We start from the raw sequence: 19,776 nt of genomic DNA on the forward strand, positions 1-19,776 counted from the left end.
AGGAGGTTCGATCAAAGCCCAAAATTCATTTATCCTTTCGTGGGGTCTGTATAAACTCTGTCTGTATCATCAGAGTGCTTTCTTGCCGTGCCTGTCAGGTAGGGTAATAAGCCATCAGGAGGATAATATATGAGTAACTGGTCGTTGTGTCAGTATGAAGGCGTTGATCACCTTGAGAAGTCCTATACCTTCAAAAAGTATTCGAAGTCTCTCTGTTTTCTTAATGCGGTGGCGGGACTGGCGGAGTCCTACGTACATCATCCAAGAATGATTATTGAGTGGGGCAAGGTAACGGTTGCCTGGGGGACTCATGAGTCTGAACAAGGGTCAGGAGTCATGGCCAGAGATCGTCATCTCACTCAGGAAACGGATCGATTGTTCGAGCTATTGCAGGTCAAACAGGTGTCGGACGATATCCAGCTATGATTATCTCTGCGTTGGCTGATTGAACCAGAACATGGGTGTGTTTTATAACCGTCAGAGAAAATTTTTATCTAAGGCATACCTGGTAGCGATCAAGCAAGAATAAAAACTTGCCAGGGTGGTGATCGAATTTGCAACAGAATGTTGGTCTGCTTCAATACAATCAAACAACAACGAAGCCGTCAGTTGTCATCAAACACCCTCAGGGTTAATGTAGGGCTACAGAGTAGTTATTTGATGACTATCAGCCATGAAAGTCCTTGAGGGTATTCTAAAAAACAATGAATGAGGATTTCATTAATACCTATCTAAATGAACTTCAACAGGAAGAGGTCGGCCGGTGTTGTAAATGCAAAAGGATTTCTCTGCGCTTTGCCAAGGTCGTTGCTCAACGGAGTCACGCTGATAAGGCTCATAAGAACAAGTAGACATCCTCACTCACCCGTGCCTGGCATACTGAAATAATGAGCCTTTCGTACTTACCAACTTGCAAGATAATCCCAAATACTTCTTACGCAGTTCCGAGATTTTTTTTGATTGCTTTATAGTAATCCCACTGTTTAATGCATTAATTTATAGAAAAATATAACATCCCGGGCTTCAAAACTGAGCACTGCCTGCCATTGTTCAGCAAGGTGCTGAAAGGTTTCTATTGAGTAAAAACAGACATGGGTAGGATCATTCTTGTAATGCCATCTGCAAAAGGCTTCCTGATCTATCACCATTTTGGTCATGAATGCCAGTGTCCCGCCGGGTCTGATCATACTCCAGAGTTTCGGCAACCATACATCCGGTTGATGGATGTGTTCTATGACTTCAGTGACTGTGATAAAATCGTACGTTTTTTCCAGAGCGCTTTGATCCGAATGGAAAAAGGGGTCATACAGAGCCATAGGCCAACCAGCTTCAGCCATCATCAAAGAAAGTGTGGGGCCAGGCCCGCAGCCAAAGTCCAGTCCCTGTGCATCCAAAGATATCCTGCCTTTCAACGGCTCTGTCACCCTTGAAAGAAATTTTCGATATCCCGGCTCAAAGGCATTGTTTGTATGAAGCTCATATTCTGAGCGTTCCAGCTCAGGCGTTGGCCAGCTTTTTTTATCAGCAAAAACCAGTGAGCAGTCAGAACATCTGAAATAATCTCTTCTTTTATCGCTGGCAAAGTCTCTGGATAAGGCACTGCACAGGGGACATTGACTGTTTTCAGTGGTTGAAAGTGACATTATTAATCACTTTCATGACGGTATTCAGCGAATTTGGATATAGGCACCCAGCCCGTCTGTTTCTGTTGGTTTTCTACCCAGGCCCAAGCGTTAATCTCACGCATGATTCTCAAATTTTCACCCGCTTTCACACTGAGTTTCCTGGCGCTAAAGTCCTCTAATGCAATCCCGTGTTTCTGGTTCAAACGTCTTATCAGAGGCAGGGGAGTCCAGCCTTCTTTGCCCGATCCAGTTGTGACCCAGATCCATCCGGGAAACTCATCATCACTTTTACCTAATATCAGACTGTCACCTTCACTGAAAGTCACTGGGTCCGGGTAGCAGGCCTGATAATCTTCTATAACCTTGACTGTTTTCATAACTCAGCTTTTAGTAGACAACTCTTTCATACCCTCTTCCAGACCCTTCACCGTCAGAGGGAACATTCTGCCCTCCAGCTGTTCATGGATGATCTTTGTAGAATGGGTGAAAAACCAGCTGTCTTTATTGATGGGGTTCAACCAGATAGCATTATCAAAATGATCCAGAACACGCTGCATCCAGGTGTGCCCCGGTTCTTCATTCCAGTGTTCAACGCTTCCGCCCGGTGAGGTGATTTCATAAGGTGACATCTGGGCATCTCCAACAAAAATCACTTTGTAGTCTTTACCAAAGCGATGAACGATGTCCCAGGTTTCGGTTTTTTCACTTTGTCGTCGGACGTTGTTTTTCCAGACCCATTCATAGAGATAGTTATGGAAGTAGAAAAACTCCATATGCTTGAATTCAGAGCGTGCACAGGAAAAGAGTGCTTCACAGTCTTTGACGTGAGCATCCATGGAGCCACCGATATCCATAAAAAGCAGTACTTTCGCTGAATTACGCCTTTGCGGAACCATTTTTATGTCCAGCAACCCTTTATTGGCTGTGGATCGAATGGTGTTATCGAGATCCAGCTGATCCGGAACCCCCTGTCGTGCGAATTTTCTGAGTCTGCGCAGGGCCATTTTCATATTGCGACTGCCCAGTCTTTCATTGTCATCCAGGTTCTGGAATTCCCGTTTATCCCAGACTTTGGTGGCGCTCCGGTTTCTGCTCTCGTGTTGGCCAATACGAACCCCCATTGGATTGTTACCATAGGCACCAAAAGGGGATGTGCCGCCAGTGCCAAGCCATTTATTCCCCCCGGCATGACGTTCTTTTTGCTCCTGCAGACGCTGCTTCAGTGTCTCCATCAATTCTTCAAGGCTGCCGAGTGCCTTGAGCTTTTCCCGCTCTTCTTCGCTGAGCTGATTGATGAATTCTTTTCTGAGCCAATCTTCCGGTATAGTGGCTTCAAGCAGATCTTCAACGCTCTCAATGCCGTCAAAAAAAGCTTTGCAGGCTTTATCGAAGCGGTCGTAGTGACGTTCATCCTTGACCAGTATGGCTCTGGATAGTTGATAAAATGCTTCGTTATCCGCGAAGACTACATGAGCCTGCATAGCCCTGAGCAAGTCAAGGTACTCCCGGGTACTGGCCGGGACACCAAAGGCGCGAACCGTATCGAAAAAGTTAGTCAGCATCGGTTCACCTTATCGACGAGTCATGAAGGCGAGCCGTTCCAGTAAATGAATATCCTGTTCGTTTTTAACCAGGGCTCCGTAGAGTGGCGGTATAGCACTGCGAGCATCGCTGTTTCTTAGCACATCGACTGGTATGTCGTCAGAGTTCAATAGCTTGAGCCAGTCTATCAGCTCAGAGGTAGAAGGCTTTTTCTTCAGGCCGGGGATATCCCTTAATTCAAAGAACATCTGCAAAGCTTCGGAAACCAGCCCCTGCTTCAGGGTGGGAAAGTGAACATCGACAATCTGCTTCATGGTCGCCGGATCAGGGAAACGGATGTAGTGGAAGAAACAGCGTCTGAGAAAGGCATCGGGCAGTTCTTTTTCATTGTTACTGGTGATGATCACGATGGGCCGCTGTCGGGCCTTAACCATTTTCCGGGTCTCGTAAACAAAGAACTCCATCTTATCCAGTTCCTGAAGCAAATCGTTGGGGAACTCGATATCAGCCTTGTCGATTTCATCAATCAGCAGAACCACTTGTTCATCGGCTTCAAAGGCTTCCCACAATTTACCTTTGACGATGTAATTGCCGATATCGTGTACTTTTTCATCGCCCAGCTGAGAGTCGCGCAATCTTGAAACAGCATCGTACTCATACAATCCCTGTTGGGCCTTGGTGGTGGATTTGATGTTCCACTGCAAAAGTCGTTTGCCCAGGGATTCTGCTACTTCTTCTGCAAGCATGGTTTTTCCGGTTCCGGGTTCGCCCTTGATCAGAAGAGGGCGTTGCAAGGCAATGGCCGCGTTCACAGCAGTTTTCAGTTCGCTGGTTGCAATATAATTGTCGGTAGAATCGAATTTCATGATCACAATCGGATTTGTTGGCGTTAGAGTTCTGTCAGCACTCTAACGAGGTTTGTAGCTGCTGTGAATACTTATTTGATATTTTGTCCGATCAACGATGACTATCTTTCCATGATCTCTGTGACTTTTACAGAGGCTACGACAGATTTAGGACATTGTTGATTTTTTCTGTCAGACTGTCCGCTGAATTGATTCTACTTTTCAGGCTAAGGAGTGACTAAATGGGTTTTGAGATTACAGCCATTGCATTGGTAGTCCTGATCGCTGTGCTGATAGGTACTGGTGTCAGAATGGTTCCACAGGGCTTTCATTTCACCGTAGAACGTTTTGGTAAGTACACCCGAACACTGTCTCCCGGCCTGCATGTCATAGTGCCTGTTGTTGACAGGATTGGTAAAAAAATCAATATGATGGAGCAGGTTCTTGATATACCTTCACAGGAAATTATCTCCTCCGATAATGCCCAAGTAACGACAGATGCCGTTTGTTTTTACCAGGTTCAGGATGCTGTTCGTGCGTCCTATGAAGTCAATGAACTCTATCGGGCTATGCAGAATCTGGTGATGACAAACATTCGTGCGGTTCTCGGTTCCATGGAGCTGGATGAGATGTTGTCCAACCGTGACCGTATTAACAACATGCTGCTCCTCAAAGTGGATGAAGCTACCAGTCCATGGGGAGTGAAAGTGACTCGCATCGAGATTCGGGACATAGCTCCTCCTAATGATCTGGTGGAGTCCATGGCCCGTCAAATGAAAGCGGAGCGGGAGAAAAGGGCTCAGATACTTGAAGCAGAGGGTAGCCGGGAAGCGGCTATCAAAGTAGCAGAAGGTGAAAAACAGGCTCAAATTCTACAGGCAGAGGGTGAGCTGGAAGCAGCCAAGAGAGAAGCTGAGGCCAGGGAAAGGCTGGCAGAAGCAGAAGCGCGGGCGACTGAAGTCGTTTCCCAGGCTATTGCTAATGGAGATGCCCGGGCTATCAATTATTTTGTTGCGCAAAAATACGTGGATGCCTTGCAATCTGTTGCGGCGGCGGAAAACAGCAAGACCATCATGATGCCACTGGAAGCAGGCAATGTGATTGGCTCGCTGGCGGGTATTAAAGAACTCTTCGATGGCTTGAAGAAAACACCCTGACAGGATCTGGTATATCAATGGACTTTCTCAATACTTTGCAACCCTGGCATTGGTTGATTGTTGCGTTCCTGTGCCTGGGTCTGGAAGCTCTTGGGGCAGGAGGCTTCCTTCTTGGCAGTGCTGCAGCGGCTCTCCTACTGGCAGCGTTGGTGTGGCTGCTGCCTGAAACCAGTTGGGCCTGGCAACTGGTGTGGTTTGCATTGAGCAGCCTGATCTTTACGGTGGCTTACTGGAAATTTTTCCGTCGGGTGAATGAAAAAAGTGATTACCCTCAGTTAAATCAGCGTTCTGCTCAATTGATCGGCCGGGTGCTGGTTCTGGAAAATGACCTGCCCGGTGGGCAGGGAAAGATCAGGGTTGGTGATACCCTCTGGTCCGTCAAAGCGCCCGGAGATCTTGAGAAAGGCTGCTCAGTCATCGTCACTGGTGCAGATGGGATGATACTTCTGATTGACAGACATAACTGACCATGGAGAACAAACTGTGGGGCCGATAAAAACAAGCCTGCACTTTATCACTCAGAATCTGATGAAGTTGAGCTGGCTGGCACTGCTTGTTGTTTTGCTGCTGTTGTTTTTTGGCAGCTGGTTGTTAATGTGGCTGTCCGGAGAACAGGAACTGACTTCTCCGGAGATCTGGTTTTATTATTTTGTGGCCACGGCAACTACGGTGGGTTACGGCGATTTCACCCCAGAAACAGCGGGCGGAAAAATGACTGCTTCACTTTTGGTAATGCCGGGCGGTTTGGTGATTTTTGCCGGCTTTCTCGGCAAACTGTCTTCATTTTTTGTCGAGTTATGGAGAAAAGGCATGAAGGGGAAAGGCGATTATTCAGCATTGGCCGGGCATATAGTGATTTTGGGCTGGCATCCTGAAAGGACAGCCAGAATGATCGAACTGATTTTCGGTGATATCCGCAGAGAAGATCGCAAGGTAGTGCTCTGTGCCACAGAAGAGATGGACAACCCTTTTCCTGATCAGGTTTTGTTTATTCAGGGCAAGAGTCTGAGTGATTATGAACTGCTTAGCAGGGCCGGAGTGACTTCTGCCGACCGGGTCATCATTTACCGCTCCAACGATGACAAAACACTGACCAGTTGCCTGACCGTAACAGCAATGACGAAAACCGCTCATATCGTGGCCTGGTTTGAGCATGAACATATGGTCAAACTGCTCAAGTCCCATTGTCCGCAAGTGGAGTGTCATACCAGTATTTCCATGGAGATGCTGGTGCGATCGGCTCAGGACCCCGGTTCTTCTCGAATCCAGGGGCAGCTTCTGTCAACGTTGATTGGCCCCACACAATACAGCGTTAAAGTCCCTGAAGATTTTGAGGGAGTAAGGTTCAATCGATTGCTGGAATTTATGAAAAAACAGCATGAAGCTATTGTTCTGGGAGTCGCTGAGACGGCCACCGGTGATGATCTGGTTCTCAACCCCAATGGTGATCAGCGAGTAAAAGCAGGTCAACTGGTTTACTACATGTCGGCACAGAGAATTCGCTCCGGAGAAATTCGCTGGAGCGATATTAAGGAGTAATAAGGCATCCCGATTCATTATTCACTCATGACGGTAGTGAACCTGGCCTTCCCGGAATGCAATAAATTCTCCGGACTTCATAATGTTCCAGCTCTCATTGGTGGTCAGAGGTTCGGTGGCGACTAGAGTGACAATATCGTTTTTAGTTGTCACCTGCTTAAAATCAACACTCAATGAATCATCCTTCAGAGTCGCTTTTTCAAAAGGTGCTTTTCGGGTAATCCAGCTTAATTTGGTCGAGCAGAAGCAATAAAGATGTTTTGAATCCGTTAATAACATATTGAACACCCCCAGCTTTCTTAATTCCAACGCCAGCTTATGAATGTAGCGGTGCAGGGTTGCAGCCCGTGCAGGGGGTTTAGGAAAGCGTTCCCTGAGCTGGCACATTAACCAGCAGAAAGCATATTCGCTGTCAGTGGTGCCCACCGGACGGTAATAGCAAAGCGGTTTTTTCTTGATCCCTTTAAGCTGGCCATTATGGGCAAAGGTCCAGTTTCGTCCCCAGAACTCCCGGGTAAAAGGGTGGGTGTTTTCCAGAGAAACCCGTCCGGCATTCGCCTGACGGATATGGCTGATCACAATATCGCTCTTGATCGGATAATTCCTGACCAGTTTGGCGATTTCTGACTCACAGCTCGGATGGGGGTCGCGAAACTCACGTACTCCCGCCCCTTCATAAAAGACGATACCCCAGCCATCACTGTGGGGACCGGTGCGTCCGCCTCTCTGCATCAAACCACTGAAGCTGAAGCAAATGTCGGTCGGTGTGTTGGCGCTCATGCCCAGCAGTTCACACATCTCAACTGTCCGTTAGTATTGTTTCTTGGCATTGTTTGTTCCGTTGGTTCACAAAACTATCAGCAGGTGGGTTCCTGCCTTTTGGATCGTATCTCGCTACCAGAGGGTTTCGGAGCTCGCTCAGTTTTTTTCTTGTCTGTGTTTGACTTCTTTACGGGCAGGACAAAGGCAATCAGGGCCGCTAATCCAGCGGCGAACACAATGATCATTCCTGTTCTGGACATGGCTTCAAAACCGTGGGTCATGCCATCGTATATCATTGTAAACAGCGCGGGAGACAACAGATCAGAGCCTCTGGTTATCCACCAGGGTGTGCAAAGCAGGGCAGCAGCTGTAAAACGCAGTACCCACTTCAAGCGCGCAGGCAGTCTTCCGGTAATCATAATAAGCGACACCAGACAACCCATTGCACCTGCCAGGTAGATTGTCCAGCCTAGAATAAATTGCGAACTTGTCATCCTTTCTCCTGTTGACGATGGCACCGGGCTAAGCCAGAGCTGGAGGAAAATAGCCGATAAGAAAAAATCAGGTGGTCGATCCCGGGATGTCGGCCGATAAAAACTGAAACAATAGTCTATATTGATGCAGGTGTTAACCCGTGAATATTACGCCTGAAGCAATCCAGAGTCTTAACTTGAGGCCACTTTAGCATATGTTTCCGGCAATTTGATCTTTTCCCGGCATGAGGCAGGTATTGCCTTCGCAGTCATGGCTATCGGGGTAGATAGAAGATACTGCTTTATCGAATGACAACAATAACCCAAGAGGACGGACTATGGTCAATCTATCTGGGGTTGCCTCCTGGTTTGACTGGCTGGCACTCCTGTCACTGATTTTACTGTGGGTAGGCTATACCATTTTTGCCTATCGAAGGGGGCAGGCAACGGCATGTCTGGCCAGCGTTCTGGCACTCTACAGACGAGACTGGATGTATCGGCTGCTTGGCAGGGATAACCGGATAGCCGATGCCAGTCTGCTCGCCAGCCTTCGGGCATCTGTCAGTTTCTTTGCTTCCACCAGTATTCTGGTTATGGCGGGCCTGATCACCGGAATTGCAGCATCAGAAGAAGCGGTCGGCGTTCTGTCGGCTATGCCTTTTGTGACGACCAATACCCGTGAACTCTGGGAACTGAAGGTTTTGGTCATGCTGGTTATATTTGTGTATACCTTTTTTGAGTTTACCTGGAGTCTCAGACTCTATAACTTTACCTGTGTTCTTATGGGGAGTGCCCCTCTGATGCAGGATATCAGTGGTAATAAAACGGAACAGAAAGTATTTGCGGACAAGGTGGGCTTTATCATGACGCTGGCCGCCAACCACTTTAACTACGGCCTGCGAGCCTATTATTTTTCTCTGGCCACATTGTCCTGGTTTATTCATCCGTCTCTTTTTATCATCAGCACGGTCATGGTGGTGGTTATTCTGTACCGTCGGGAGTTTCATTCCAAAGTGCTTGATACGCTCTCTGATGCTGCTAAGGAGTAGCAGGCAAAAGAATATTCATAAAATTCTCGAATTCTGCCTTGAAATCAAAAAGCCTGTCCCCACATTAGTTTCAAAGCAATTTATGATCAGGCTGATCGCTCATGAGAAGGTTCTGAACGACGGCCACTGGCAGAAAACAATGTAGAGGGCCAAATGACTGCAGAAGCCAAAAAAGAAACACTGGGTTTCCAAACCGAGGTCAAGCAACTTCTTCACCTCATGATCCACTCCCTGTACTCCAATCGCGAAATCTTTCTGCGGGAGTTGATCTCTAACGCTTCAGATGCTGCTGACAAACTGCGCTTTGAAGCGTTGCATAATGATGGTTTGCTGGAAAGTGATCCCAATCTGGATATTCGTGTTGATTTTGACAAGGAAGCAAAAACCGTTACCGTCGCTGATAACGGCATTGGTATGAACCGTGAGGATGTTATTGCTCACCTGGGTACCATTGCCAAGTCCGGCACCGCTGACTTCCTGCAACAGCTGACCGGTGACCAGAAGAAAGACTCTCAGCTGATTGGTCAGTTCGGCGTCGGTTTCTACTCTGCCTTTATTGTCGCTGATAAGGTCACCGTTGAAACCCGCAAGGCGGATGCACCGGCTGAGCAAGCCGTCCGTTGGGTATCTGACGGCTCCGGTGAATTCACCGTTGAAGGGATCAGCAAAGAAAAACGTGGCACCTCCATCATCCTGCACCTGAAGGACGATGCCGAAGAGTTTGCTGACGGCTGGCGTCTGCGCAACATTGTTCGCAAGTATTCTGACCATATCTCCATGCCAATTCTGATGGTCAAGCAAGAGATGCCTTCAGAAGAAGAGGAAAAGGAGGAAGACAAGGCGCCTGAGTGGGAAACGGTTAATACCGCAAAGGCCCTGTGGACTCGCTCCCGTTCTGATATTACTGATGAAGAGTACAAAGAGTTCTACAAACACATCAGTCATGACTTTGCTGACCCTATAAAGTGGAGTCATAACCGTGTTGAAGGCAAGCTGGAATACAACAGCCTGTTGTTCATTCCTGCCAAAGCTCCCTTCGATCTTTATAATCGTGATATGCAGAAAGGCCTGAAGCTCTACGTTCAGCGCGTATTCATCATGGATCAGGCCGATGAATTCCTGCCCATGTACCTGCGTTTCATTAAGGGTGTGGTGGATTCTAACGATCTCTCCTTGAACGTATCGCGTGAAATCCTTCAGAAAGACCCTGCTGTCGACAGCATGAAAGCCGCATTGACCAAGCGTGTTTTGGACATGCTGGAAAAAATGGCCAAGAAGGAAGAAGAGCAGTATGCAGAGTTCTGGAAAGAGTTTGGTCAGGTATTAAAAGAAGGCCCTGCCGAGGACTTCGCAAACCGTGAGAAAGTTGCCAAACTCCTGCGTTTTGCTTCTACCGAGAGCAAGGGTAGTGATCAGGATCAGTCTCTGGAAGGCTATGTTTCCAGAATGAAGGAAGGTCAGGACAAGATCTACTACATCACTGCAGAAACCCACAATGCGGCGGCCAACAGTCCTCACCTGGAAGTGTTCAGAAAGAAGGGGATCGAAGTTCTTCTGCTGAGCGATCGTGTTGATGAGTGGCTGATGTCGCACCTGAACGAATTCGATGGCAAACAGTTTGCAGACATCGCACGTGGTGACCTGGATCTGGGTCAACTGGACGATGAAGGCGACAAGAAAGCCCTGGAAGAAAGTGCCAAGGAGAAAGAAGATCTGCTCAAGCGCATCAAGGATGCCCTGGTGGACCAGATTGAAGAAGTCCGTGTAACGCACCGTCTGACGGATTCACCCGCTTGTCTGGTCGTAGGTGAACAGGATATGGGCGCCCAAATGCGTAAGATCATGGAAGCTGCGGGTCAGGCCATGCCTGAATCCAAGCCTATCTTTGAGATCAATCCTGAGCACCCTCTGATTAACCGTTTGGATCAGGAAGCAGATGAAGATCGTTTTGCTGATCTGTGTCGTGTGGTCTTTGATCAGGCCAAGCTGGCTGCAGGTGGCCAGCTGGATGATCCTGCCAGCTACGTTCAGCGTTTGAACAAACTCCTGTTAGAAATGGCAGGCTAACAAATATTGGAGCTGGAGCTTAATCTAAGTTCCAGACCTCAACTGTCACTTGTCCAGTTTTTCCACCCTGCCTTAAAGTCATGCCTCAATTCTGACCATCGATTTTTGACATCGTGCCTGAACTCGTTCATCTCTTTTCTAGCTTTCAATTCAAGGCGCTTGAATTTTGAGTCCGTATTGTTCATTTTGACATCAATACTGGCCTGTTCTGCCTCGTGTCTGAGTTTATTGGCGGCTTTTATAAAGTTCTCAAGTGTTAACACCTGACACAGATAGTTGCTGATAGGCTTAAACTCCAGAGCCATGTCTTCAAGAAACTCCGCCAGTATATAAAGCAGGCTGTCCAGACTGGATCTGGATTGAACGTCCCGATTATAAGTACGACCACTGGCGGTTTGCGGAAGGTTGTCAGTCTCAGACTGATACGGTCTTCCAGATAGTTGTTGTCCTTCTACTTTCATAAACGATACCTCCCTGTTCGTTTTAATCCCTGTTTGATTGTAGAGTTTTTTAATGCTGTATTGGTCCTGTTTCGTAAGTTAGATAACCGGTTGGTTATCATTCGGTCGGTTGATTCATAAGCGACACCTCCCTCGTACCTTTGGTCCCTCCATTCGTTTAGTCATTACAATGTTTGCACTCAGAATAGTGGAGAGGACTCCTTGAGCAGTATACGACCTTGATCGATTAGACTTAGGGCTAACTTGACAAAATTACTGCCAGTTCAGTTCATTGTTTCCAGTTTTGATCTACGCTGTATTAAGGCTGAAACGGGTTTTTCTCACCAGTTCCCTGTGACAGTGGCATTCTTTCATGAAGTCCGTCCGTACCGTATTTTTGTCAAAATGGCTGACTGTCCTGTTAGCGATTCTTCTCATTTCTGGCTGCAGCATGCAGTCATCTCCCATTCTTTATCCAAAAGGTCCGGTTGCTGAAACCGAGCGGAATCTGTTATTCCTCGCGACAGCCATCATGCTTTTTACTTTGCTGCCCGTTTACCTGATCACTTTCTGGTCATGCTGGCGTTATCGAGCCAATGGCAAAGGGGCCTATCGGCCAGACTGGCACAAATCCATTTTCGTTGAACTGTTTATCTGGGCCGGTCCACTGGTCATTATCGTTGTGATCGGTGTTCTTGTTGTGATTTACACCTACCAACTCGACCCCTACAAGCCTCTGGTCAGTGATGAGAAAACGTTCAGGGTTCAGGCAGTGGCTCAGAACTGGAAGTGGCTATTTATCTACCCGGACCAGCAGGTAGCGGTAGTCAATGAACTGGCTTTTCCCAGTGACAGACCCGTTAATATTGAAATTACTTCAGACACGGTCATGACATCCTTCATTATCCCTGCGCTGGGTGGCCAAATTTATGCCATGGCCGGGATGACCACTCATCTGAACCTCAAAGCCTTCGAGCCAGGTCGTTTTACTGGAAGAAATACCCAGTTCAGTGGCCGGGGCTTTCCTCATATGGTATTTGACGTTCAATCACTCTCTGAAAGTGACTTTGCACAATGGCTCGATAACGTCAAAAAAGCAAACAAACGACTGGACTCAATGAGTTATCAGAAGCTCCTCAGGCCGGAAACAAAGTACCCGGTAGAGTACTACTCCTGGGTTGAACCGGAGCTGTTCAGTCGAATCGTTGCTAAATACACCGGAGCAAGCGGTGCCTTACCCCTGCAAAAAACCGGAAGTCTGGAGTAAGCCATGTTAGGCAGATTGACCATTGATGCACTGCCGTTCTATAGCTCGGTTGCTATGGGAGGCGCTCTTGTTACAGTGATGGCTGTGCTTTTGACGGCTCTGGCCGTGACCTGGGCAGGCAAGTGGCGATATTTGTGGGAAGAATGGCTGACCAGTGTCGATCATAAGCGAATCGGGGTCATGTATATCTTGCTGGCACTGGTCATGCTTGTCCGTGGGGTTATTGAAGCCGTCATGATGCGAACCCAGCAAGCGATTGCTCTTAACAATGATGGGTATTTGCCGCCAGAGCATTTTGAGCAAATTTTTACTACCCATGGCACTATCATGATCTTTTTTATGGCCATGCCGTTTCTTACTGGCCTGATCAATATCGTTGTTCCCCAGCAGATTGGCGCCAGAGATGTGGCTTTTCCCTTCATGAATTCGGTCAGTTTATGGCTGACTGCTGCAGGTGCCGGGTTGGTGGGAATTTCCCTGGTTCTGGGCAAGTTCTCGACAGCGGGCTGGACCGGGTATCCACCTTATTCAGGTATTGGTTTCAGTCCGGGAGTTGGTGTCGATTACTGGATTTGGGCACTGCTTGTCAGTGGTGTGGGCAGTACGATGACCGGAATTAACTTTATAACGACCATTTTAAGATGCCGGGCTCCTGGCATGAAATTGATGCAGATGCCATTGTTTGTCTGGACCACACTCTGCACCAGTATTCTGATGGCGTTTGCTTTTCCTGCCCTGACCGTAGTGGCGGCTCTGCTGGGGCTGGACCGGACAGTGGGGATGCACTTTTTTACCAATGAGCTGGGTGGCAATATGATGAACTTTGCCAACCTGATCTGGATCTGGGGACACCCTGAAGTCTACATTCTGATTCTGCCTGCTTTCGGTGTATTCTCTGAAGTAACCGCTGTGTTTTCCGGGAAAAGGCTGTTTGGTTATCATTCGTTAGTCTACGCCACCATGGCTATTGGACTTTTGTCGTTTACAGTATGGTTGCATCATTTCTTTACTATGGGCTCCAGTCCAAACGTCAACGCCATATTCGGTATTGCCACAATGATTATTGCTGTTCCCACAGGCGTTAAAATATTTGACTGGCTCTTTACTATGATCAGGGGGCGGATTGTTTTTCATCCCGCTATGCTGTTTACCATCGGTTTTATTATTACCTTTGTAATAGGGGGTATTACCGGAGTCTTGCTGGCAATTCCTCCGGTAGACTACCAGATGCATAACACCACCTTTTTAGTAGCGCACTTTCATAACATGCTGATACCCGGCGCCTTGTTTGGTTACTTTGCAGGCACTCAGTTCTGGTTCCCCAAGGTCTTTGGCTTCAGACTTAATGAGTTCTGGGGCAAGATGGTGTTTTCCTGCTGGTTGATCGGTTTCTATCTCGCCTTTATGCCACTCTACGCCCTTGGGCTTCTGGGTATGACAAGGAGGCTTGAACAATACACCCAGCCTGATTGGCAACCTTTTCTGCTGGTGGCTTTTGCAGGTGCATGTTTTGTACTGGTTGGCATTTACAGTGTCTTTATGCAGTTTTACGTCAGTGTCAGAGACCGTAATCAACATCGGGATCTAACCGGTGATCCATGGAATGGCAGAACTCTTGAGTGGGCCACCTCCTCACCGGCAGCACCCTATAACTTTGCTGTGATACCCAAAGTCAACTCTGTTGATGCCTTCTGGGAAATGAAAAAAAAAGGGGAAGCCTATTATTTTCCTGATCAATACAGCGCCATCATAATGCCCGCTAATACCGGAGCGGGCGTTTATATTGGTTTGTTTGGATTTTTAGTAGGGTTTGCTTTCGTCTGGTATTTATGGTGGTTGGCCATCCTCGCCATGGTCGGTGCGGTAACAGTATTGATCGTTAGAAGTTCTAATGATCATGAAGAGGAGATCTTTACATCAGAAGCTGTCATGGCCATTGAGAGCAAACGAAAGGCTCAGTTAATGTCTGCTGAAAGTCTCTCACCCAGAGGAGGGCCTGTATGAATCAGAATGCGCTCCAACAAGCCATGGCTGAACATCTTGAAGAGTACCTTGATAACCGGGAATTCGGTTTCTGGCTCTATCTGATGACGGATGCGATTATCTTCGCGCTGCTTTTTGCAACCTATGTCAGTATGTTCAGAAATACTGCCAACGGACCTGGGCCCATTGAACTTTTCGATCTCAAACATGTCTTTCTTGAAACCGCCTGCCTGTTGATCTCCAGTGTCACATTTGGTTTTGCCTGGTTGGCAGCTATGCATAAAAAACGACCGATTGTAATGCTTTGGTTAATCATTACCCTCGTTTTTGGTGTCACTTTTGTTTCTCTGGAAATCGCCGAATTTGCAGAAATGATCAGAGAGGGGGCCGGGCCTCAAACCAGTGGTTACTTGTCGTCTTTTTTTACACTGGTTACTACCCATGGCATCCATGTGAGCATTGGCATGCTTGGCATCCTGATGATGGTGTTGCAGGTTTTTATGAAAGGGCTGACGCCCCAGGTCTGCTCCAGGTTGTATCGCCTCGGTTTATTCTGGCATTTTCTGGATATTGTCTGGATAGGGATCTTTTCTGTCGTTTACCTACCGGTGTTCATATAGGAGGTAGCCGTGCAAGCACATGAACATAGCCTGAAGGACTACCTTGCAGGGCTCGTTCTGGCGATCGTTCTGACGGTGATCCCTTTCTGGGTCGTCTGGTCCTCAGCTTTCCCGGCCAAAATACTGTTTGCCATTATTGCATTGTGTGCCTTGATTCAGGTGCTGGTTCACTTGCGTTTTTTTTTAAACATCACCCTCAGGCACACGGGCAGAGACTATCTGACAGCGCTGTTTTTTGCCGGAGTTCTGATTTTCATTATGGTGGGTGGGACTATCTGGATATTGTTTGATCTGAACTTCAGAATGATGTGAGTGGCAGAAGGCTGCAGCCTAAAGAGTCAAGCGACAATCGCGTTATATTCTTTCACTTTCCTGGCGTATATAGCCGGACCTCTCAGTGGGGTTTCACGATATTTGGCCCGCAGATCAAGACCGGTGCGATAGATGGTTTCGATGCAGCTATCGAGTGATACTGCCTGAGTTGCGTCACCAGGCATAGCCAGACGAGCAGCAGTGATTGCCTTGATAGCCGCCATACCATTTCGCTCGATGCAGGGGATCTGGACCAGGCAGATCCCACCTCTGCCTGACAGCCTGCTTCTGCGCCCGATATGTCGGGTTCAAATATTGCCTTAAAAAAGCATTGTCATTTGGCGTGTTCTCTCATAAAATACTTCAAGATTTTGGAAGTTGTTGGTTTTAAAGACTTTTATCTGAAAATCGATCCATTACGGCGAGTTAGCAAAGCGGTTATGCAGTGGACTGCAACTCCATTTAGACCGGTTCGACTCCGGTACTCGCCTCCATTCTCTTTTTTAAGAATCTAATCTTTCACCCATGGCAAAATATATGGGGCTTCGATGCCGGAGCATGTCAGTTGATTATCTATTTTCCAGGCTTATGATGAGTTCAAGAGGCGTTGGCCACTAACTTAGTGGTAAAAGAAAGCAGCCCAGCGGCTTGGGAACTCTTTCCGTTCCTTGATAAATTGCAGCAGGGTTTTCAAGGGCATTAATTTCAGGGAAGCCCTGGCCTTCTTGTAGCCGAGGCCGTAAACAGGATCGTCACTGTTTTCTATTGCTGCTCTGCGGAATTCTGCGTCTTTTGTATCCTGATTTTTCAACCAGATATAAGTACCTAACCAGTTGGTTTCGCATATTCTGGAAGATGCCTCTGGATCAGAATATCGTTGAACTCTCTGGCTATCACCTGACCATTGGCTGTTGTAGAGGTGCTCCATCGGGTCAGACCCAGTATCGGCCTTTCATTATGAAAGTTACTTCGGCTGGCTTAACGATTTAGACTGTAAGTCTGACAGAACGACCAGAAGGATGAGACTAAGTCTTGTCTCGATGCAGATTATAGAATCAGTAATAGAGCCAGTGTGATTATAATACCGAAACCAGTATCGACTATGGCTTTACCCACAGATGAAGTGGGTACCTTGCTGATACTCGAATCCATACTGTAACTTGAATTAATAATGGAACTTGAATTGATAACGTAGCTTGAATTAATAATGGAGCTTGAATTTGAAAAGGTACTGGATACTGCGTTGTTAACAAAAGCGTAGTTTGTCATGTTTACCGGGCAGACTTCCGAGTCGAAGTATAAATGATCTTCGAGATTGATCAGTCCGCTGCAGGCAGTCGCTGTGGAACCTTTGATGGCTGTCCAGGTGTTGATGGTCTGGTTGATGGCGTAGGGGGCAGGTGATGCCGTGACAACGGATGAGCTGGGTGTCAACCTTTCGCACTCATTTCTCAACAGGAACGGATCAGCCGCTTTCAGGCTGAATTGTTCCTCGATTTGTCGCCACGGACTGTGTCCTTGCAGGTGATTACAGGCAAAGGCCAGTTCAATTGGTGCTTTGACGATTAAAGCGGTCTCTGTCACCTGAATCTGATTGCCTGCCAGGTTAAAAAGGGGACGTTCGGCATTGTTCTCTGTATGACCTGTAAGAACGAAGCCTCCTCTCCTTGATATTAGTAACCAGCGGTGATTATTGGATGCGATGCCACTATTAGAGATGTTGACTTTGTTTCTGTAGATATTCACACTGGTTCCGGATCCAAGAATAAACTCAGCTGCGTCGGCCATTTTGCCCTGCAATGTGTTCCCGATAATCTCCAGTCTTTGCGACTGGTTCTTGATGGCAGGAAGATGAATAAACACCGCTTCCGCAGGAATACCGTTGGTAGTCGGCATGATGTTATTACCTATGACCGTGTTATTGGCAAACCTCAGACCCGGGCCAGATTGAGTGGGGTCAATCGATGCATCCAGAGGTTTTTTGCAATCAAGATAAACTGCAACCCATCTAGGGAGACGGAATACGTTGTTTTCGACAATCAGCCTCCGGTTAGAGCACGCAGCTCCAATAATGATGATATGATCTTCGTTGGTCATAGGTCTATCTGACAGGAAAGTAATATGGCTTATATGACTGTCTTTTGTTTCTCCAAAATTGAAGTTATCAGTAGCTCCAACCCAGATCATAAATGTAAGACGATAATTTGGCCGAAGCGTAATGACGATATCAAAACCTTCATCGGCAGCACCAATAATGTCCTGACCATCCTTCAAAACTATAGAATTTTCAATGCCGTACTTAACTGAGATTTTATCAAGCAGAGGGGAAGCTGTTGATGGGGAAGGTGTCATTGTAGGAGTAGCAGTGTTGGAGGAAAGCAGTATCACGGTGTTCTCAGGAATCCGGTTGATCAACTCAGCCATATCTCTTGTCTGATCGGCATTGAGCAAGGTACAGTTTCGCCCGCGAACAAGATTACTGTATTCGTCCAGTCGTTTATCAACCCCCGCTGTTTGCCCTCTGAGGGATTCACACAATGCCGTTGTAGGGACTGTTGAAGCAGGAGAAGTTGTGGATTGAGCCTGAAGGCTCAAGGGTTGTAAAAGGAATAAAGAAGCGATTAACTGAACCAGATAATGTTGCTGCTTGAACATCGATTTTCCTCAAGTGGATACCCCGTACTTCTAGTGCGGGAAGGAATGTTGACTTGCTGGGGTCGCCCAGACCGTTAGAGCAAGCCATCACTCTATTTTTGGTGCTTACACACCGTCCTAGCCTTGCGGCAGTAAAGTTCACCTCGACGGGGTCGCCTAGACAATGTTAATGGACGGTTTCTTGATAGCAGCACTGTGATTAACCCTCAATACACTGTTTAACCACTATCCTTAGAGCTTGGGACTGGTGAAGTCGGTAGGAAGTCTAGGTGTTGTAATTATACTTATCCAATCAGACTGTGCACGGACTCCCGACAATGGTGTATAGAACGACATCTGTTTTTTTTTGTCCTGACTTAATGATAAAAGAATGCGCTCCAACGGGTAGGGAACGTTTTCCGTTCTTTGATGAATTGCAGCAGTGTTTTCAAAGGCATTAATTTCAGTGAAGCTTTGGCCTTCTGAAAACCAAGGCCGTAGACAGGATCGTCACTGTTTTCTATTGCTGCTCTGCGGAATTCTGCGTCTTTTGTATCCTGATTTTTCAACCATATATACTCCATCATGACACACATGCCTTCTTCAACCTCCAGTGGCAGGTCGCGATAGTTGTTGTAGAAGAACCAGGCATGGGTTAATTCATGGATGGCTACGGTCCGGAAATGTTCTTCTGGCAGATGTCTCTGGATCAGAATATCGTTGAACTCTCGGGCAATGACCTGACCATTGGCTTTCGTAGAGATACTCCATCGTGCCAGACCCAGTATTGGCCTTTCATTATGAAAGTTATGTCGGCTGGCTTCCCTGAGTTCATCACGACCGCACAGTGTCAGTGGGGTTTTGGATTGATGCAAATTCAATCCTACAGAGGAGAGGGCAGAGCGCATCTGCTCCATGATTCTGTCCCCTTCTTCCTGAGAAACTACACCGTGAAGATTGCAGAGGTTGCAGATCACCAGACCGTCCGGGAAAGACATGCCGCCATCGGTGATGTTTTTGCAGACTATGCGGCCGCAACTTGAACAATTGGTGTAGTCCTGATGGGTCTCGCAGAAGGTATTGCCCCAAAAATCCATCAAATATTGTTCACCGAGAGGTTTGCGGCAGACAGCACAGGGGGGATGATGCTGCTTCAGGTAGCAGTCCAGATGCCAGGGCATGCCATCGTTTTCTATGTATTTGTCTTTGATGGTCTTCCGGCATCCGGGGCATTTCAGGCATCTTGTATGAAAAGGACGGCCATTAAAGCCAACAAACGGTTTGTTCAAAAGCGGTTTTTTGCAGGTTCGACAGTTAAAACAATGTGTGTGCCAATGACTACCAAGGGCTTCCAGACCATTTCCGTGGATTGGCTTTCGACAGCTCTTGCAGAAATTCATGTCCTTCCCTGGCCATGTGATGCTTACTCAATAACTTTAGCAGGAGCAGGTTAAAGCTGTT

At 47.3% G+C, this 19,776-nt stretch carries 21 protein-coding genes and 1 tRNA gene; 11 read left to right on the forward strand and 11 right to left on the reverse strand.

Features of this window, described 5'->3' with window-relative positions; all coding sequences use genetic code 11:
- The first annotated feature begins 129 nt into the window (after window positions 1-129).
- Window positions 130-426 carry a 4a-hydroxytetrahydrobiopterin dehydratase gene (locus tag ACOMG9_RS11655; protein WP_422133695.1) on the forward strand — a complete coding sequence of 99 codons (297 nt, stop codon included), beginning with the start codon at window positions 130-132 and terminating at the stop codon, window positions 424-426.
- Window positions 427-983: 557 nt separating this feature from the next.
- Here the strand turns inward: ACOMG9_RS11655 and ACOMG9_RS11660 are convergent.
- From ACOMG9_RS11660 to ACOMG9_RS11675, 4 genes are read right to left on the reverse strand one after another with little or no spacing between them, the layout of a single operon-like run.
- On the reverse strand, window positions 984-1,643 hold the full coding sequence (locus tag ACOMG9_RS11660; RefSeq protein WP_422133696.1) for a class I SAM-dependent methyltransferase: 660 nt from the start codon (window positions 1,641-1,643) through the stop codon (window positions 984-986).
- A gap of 2 nt (window positions 1,644-1,645) precedes the next feature.
- Entirely contained in the window at window positions 1,646-2,002 is a 357-nt protein-coding gene (locus ACOMG9_RS11665; protein ID WP_422133697.1) for an SH3 domain-containing protein, read from the reverse strand.
- 3 nt (window positions 2,003-2,005) lie between these two features.
- Entirely contained in the window at window positions 2,006-3,187 is a 1,182-nt protein-coding gene (locus tag ACOMG9_RS11670; protein WP_448217015.1) for a vWA domain-containing protein, read from the reverse strand.
- 9 nt (window positions 3,188-3,196) lie between these two features.
- Window positions 3,197-4,033 (reverse strand): AAA family ATPase, encoded by an 837-nt coding sequence (locus tag ACOMG9_RS11675; RefSeq protein ID WP_422133699.1) that lies wholly within the window; start codon window positions 4,031-4,033, stop codon window positions 3,197-3,199.
- A gap of 221 nt (window positions 4,034-4,254) precedes the next feature.
- Here ACOMG9_RS11675 and ACOMG9_RS11680 point away from each other — a divergent pair, with 221 nt between their 5' ends.
- From ACOMG9_RS11680 to ACOMG9_RS11690, 3 genes are read left to right on the forward strand one after another with little or no spacing between them, the layout of a single operon-like run.
- Entirely contained in the window at window positions 4,255-5,169 is a 915-nt protein-coding gene (locus ACOMG9_RS11680; protein ID WP_422137925.1) for an SPFH domain-containing protein, read from the forward strand.
- A gap of 17 nt (window positions 5,170-5,186) precedes the next feature.
- A complete protein-coding gene (locus ACOMG9_RS11685) occupies window positions 5,187-5,636 on the forward strand; it encodes an NfeD family protein (RefSeq protein ID WP_422137926.1) in 450 nt (149 codons plus the stop codon).
- 16 nt (window positions 5,637-5,652) lie between these two features.
- Entirely contained in the window at window positions 5,653-6,708 is a 1,056-nt protein-coding gene (locus tag ACOMG9_RS11690; protein ID WP_422408934.1) for a potassium channel family protein, read from the forward strand.
- A gap of 21 nt (window positions 6,709-6,729) precedes the next feature.
- Here the strand turns inward: ACOMG9_RS11690 and ACOMG9_RS11695 are convergent, their stop codons facing one another.
- Both ACOMG9_RS11695 and ACOMG9_RS11700 read right to left on the reverse strand, forming a co-directional pair.
- Entirely contained in the window at window positions 6,730-7,506 is a 777-nt protein-coding gene (locus ACOMG9_RS11695; RefSeq protein WP_494530276.1) for a class II glutamine amidotransferase, read from the reverse strand.
- Between the two features lie 59 nt (window positions 7,507-7,565).
- The gene (locus tag ACOMG9_RS11700) at window positions 7,566-7,964 is read right to left on the reverse strand and encodes a hypothetical protein (RefSeq protein WP_422133704.1); all 399 of its coding nucleotides are present in this window, start codon (window positions 7,962-7,964) and stop codon (window positions 7,566-7,568) included.
- Window positions 7,965-8,281: 317 nt separating this feature from the next.
- On the opposite strand from ACOMG9_RS11700, the gene ACOMG9_RS11705 reads away from it, so the two are divergent.
- The gene (locus ACOMG9_RS11705; protein ID WP_494530277.1) at window positions 8,282-8,992 is read left to right on the forward strand and encodes a DUF599 domain-containing protein; all 711 of its coding nucleotides are present in this window, start codon (window positions 8,282-8,284) and stop codon (window positions 8,990-8,992) included.
- Window positions 8,993-9,145: 153 nt separating this feature from the next.
- On the forward strand, window positions 9,146-11,059 hold the full coding sequence (htpG, locus tag ACOMG9_RS11710; RefSeq protein WP_448217018.1) for a molecular chaperone HtpG: 1,914 nt from the start codon (window positions 9,146-9,148) through the stop codon (window positions 11,057-11,059).
- Between the two features lie 38 nt (window positions 11,060-11,097).
- Here the strand turns inward: htpG and ACOMG9_RS11715 are convergent, their stop codons facing one another.
- Window positions 11,098-11,520 carry a hypothetical protein gene (locus ACOMG9_RS11715; RefSeq protein ID WP_448217019.1) on the reverse strand — a complete coding sequence of 141 codons (423 nt, stop codon included), beginning with the start codon at window positions 11,518-11,520 and terminating at the stop codon, window positions 11,098-11,100.
- Between the two features lie 430 nt (window positions 11,521-11,950).
- On the opposite strand from ACOMG9_RS11715, the gene ACOMG9_RS11720 reads away from it, so the two are divergent.
- Genes ACOMG9_RS11720 through cyoD form a run of 4 tightly spaced genes read left to right on the forward strand, consistent with a single transcriptional unit; the run spans window position 11,951 to window position 15,681 of the window.
- A complete protein-coding gene (locus ACOMG9_RS11720) occupies window positions 11,951-12,766 on the forward strand; it encodes a COX aromatic rich motif-containing protein (protein WP_448217020.1) in 816 nt (271 codons plus the stop codon).
- A gap of 3 nt (window positions 12,767-12,769) precedes the next feature.
- Window positions 12,770-14,770, forward strand: coding sequence for a cbb3-type cytochrome c oxidase subunit I (locus tag ACOMG9_RS11725; protein WP_422133709.1), 2,001 nt, complete (start codon window positions 12,770-12,772; stop codon window positions 14,768-14,770).
- Window positions 14,767-15,369: a cytochrome o ubiquinol oxidase subunit III gene (gene cyoC / locus ACOMG9_RS11730; protein WP_448217023.1), complete on the forward strand. Its 603-nt coding sequence runs from the start codon at window positions 14,767-14,769 to the stop codon at window positions 15,367-15,369. The genes ACOMG9_RS11725 and cyoC overlap by 4 nt, the downstream gene beginning before the upstream one ends.
- 9 nt (window positions 15,370-15,378) lie before the next feature.
- Window positions 15,379-15,681 carry a cytochrome o ubiquinol oxidase subunit IV gene (gene cyoD / locus ACOMG9_RS11735; RefSeq protein ID WP_448217024.1) on the forward strand — a complete coding sequence of 101 codons (303 nt, stop codon included), beginning with the start codon at window positions 15,379-15,381 and terminating at the stop codon, window positions 15,679-15,681.
- Between the two features lie 26 nt (window positions 15,682-15,707).
- On the opposite strand, the gene ACOMG9_RS11740 is transcribed toward cyoD, so the two are convergent.
- The gene (locus tag ACOMG9_RS11740) at window positions 15,708-15,980 is read right to left on the reverse strand and encodes an L-serine ammonia-lyase, iron-sulfur-dependent, subunit alpha (RefSeq protein ID WP_448218639.1); all 273 of its coding nucleotides are present in this window, start codon (window positions 15,978-15,980) and stop codon (window positions 15,708-15,710) included.
- A gap of 121 nt (window positions 15,981-16,101) precedes the next feature.
- Between ACOMG9_RS11740 and ACOMG9_RS11745 the strand changes: the two genes are divergently transcribed.
- Window positions 16,102-16,175 (forward strand) — tRNA-Cys (locus ACOMG9_RS11745).
- Window positions 16,176-16,300: 125 nt separating this feature from the next.
- Here the strand turns inward: ACOMG9_RS11745 and ACOMG9_RS11750 are convergent.
- The 3 genes from ACOMG9_RS11750 to ACOMG9_RS11760 form a co-directional block, all read right to left on the reverse strand.
- Entirely contained in the window at window positions 16,301-16,609 is a 309-nt protein-coding gene (locus tag ACOMG9_RS11750) for a hypothetical protein (protein ID WP_448217025.1), read from the reverse strand.
- A gap of 119 nt (window positions 16,610-16,728) precedes the next feature.
- Window positions 16,729-18,336 carry a hypothetical protein gene (locus tag ACOMG9_RS11755; protein ID WP_448217026.1) on the reverse strand — a complete coding sequence of 536 codons (1,608 nt, stop codon included), beginning with the start codon at window positions 18,334-18,336 and terminating at the stop codon, window positions 16,729-16,731.
- 356 nt (window positions 18,337-18,692) lie between these two features.
- Window positions 18,693-19,715: a protein DA1 gene (locus tag ACOMG9_RS11760; RefSeq protein ID WP_448217027.1), complete on the reverse strand. Its 1,023-nt coding sequence runs from the start codon at window positions 19,713-19,715 to the stop codon at window positions 18,693-18,695.
- Window positions 19,716-19,776: the final 61 nt, after the last annotated feature.

Source organism: Endozoicomonas sp. PH6C, from assembly GCF_059322965.1.

Bases quoted from the DNA above. Each gene is read 5' to 3' on its own strand.
- ACOMG9_RS11655 (WP_422133695.1), top strand. From the start codon at position 130: ATGAGTAACTGGTCGTTGTGTCAGTATGAAGGCGTTGATCACCTTGAG.
- ACOMG9_RS11660 (WP_422133696.1), bottom strand. From the start codon at position 1,643: ATGTCACTTTCAACCACTGAAAACAGTCAATGTCCCCTGTGCAGTGCC.
- ACOMG9_RS11665 (WP_422133697.1), bottom strand. From the start codon at position 2,002: ATGAAAACAGTCAAGGTTATAGAAGATTATCAGGCCTGCTACCCGGAC.
- ACOMG9_RS11670 (WP_448217015.1), bottom strand. From the start codon at position 3,187: ATGCTGACTAACTTTTTCGATACGGTTCGCGCCTTTGGTGTCCCGGCC.
- ACOMG9_RS11675 (WP_422133699.1), bottom strand. From the start codon at position 4,033: ATGAAATTCGATTCTACCGACAATTATATTGCAACCAGCGAACTGAAA.
- ACOMG9_RS11680 (WP_422137925.1), top strand. From the start codon at position 4,255: ATGGGTTTTGAGATTACAGCCATTGCATTGGTAGTCCTGATCGCTGTG.
- ACOMG9_RS11685 (WP_422137926.1), top strand. From the start codon at position 5,187: ATGGACTTTCTCAATACTTTGCAACCCTGGCATTGGTTGATTGTTGCG.
- ACOMG9_RS11695 (WP_494530276.1), bottom strand. From the start codon at position 7,506: ATGTGTGAACTGCTGGGCATGAGCGCCAACACACCGACCGACATTTGC.
- ACOMG9_RS11700 (WP_422133704.1), bottom strand. From the start codon at position 7,964: ATGACAAGTTCGCAATTTATTCTAGGCTGGACAATCTACCTGGCAGGT.
- ACOMG9_RS11705 (WP_494530277.1), top strand. From the start codon at position 8,282: ATGGTCAATCTATCTGGGGTTGCCTCCTGGTTTGACTGGCTGGCACTC.
- htpG (WP_448217018.1), top strand. From the start codon at position 9,146: ATGACTGCAGAAGCCAAAAAAGAAACACTGGGTTTCCAAACCGAGGTC.
- ACOMG9_RS11715 (WP_448217019.1), bottom strand. From the start codon at position 11,520: ATGAAAGTAGAAGGACAACAACTATCTGGAAGACCGTATCAGTCTGAG.
- ACOMG9_RS11720 (WP_448217020.1), top strand. From the start codon at position 11,951: ATGCAGTCATCTCCCATTCTTTATCCAAAAGGTCCGGTTGCTGAAACC.
- ACOMG9_RS11725 (WP_422133709.1), top strand. From the start codon at position 12,770: ATGTTAGGCAGATTGACCATTGATGCACTGCCGTTCTATAGCTCGGTT.
- cyoC (WP_448217023.1), top strand. From the start codon at position 14,767: ATGAATCAGAATGCGCTCCAACAAGCCATGGCTGAACATCTTGAAGAG.
- ACOMG9_RS11750 (WP_448217025.1), bottom strand. From the start codon at position 16,609: ATGGAGCACCTCTACAACAGCCAATGGTCAGGTGATAGCCAGAGAGTT.
- ACOMG9_RS11755 (WP_448217026.1), bottom strand. From the start codon at position 18,336: ATGTTCAAGCAGCAACATTATCTGGTTCAGTTAATCGCTTCTTTATTC.
- ACOMG9_RS11760 (WP_448217027.1), bottom strand. From the start codon at position 19,715: ATGAATTTCTGCAAGAGCTGTCGAAAGCCAATCCACGGAAATGGTCTG.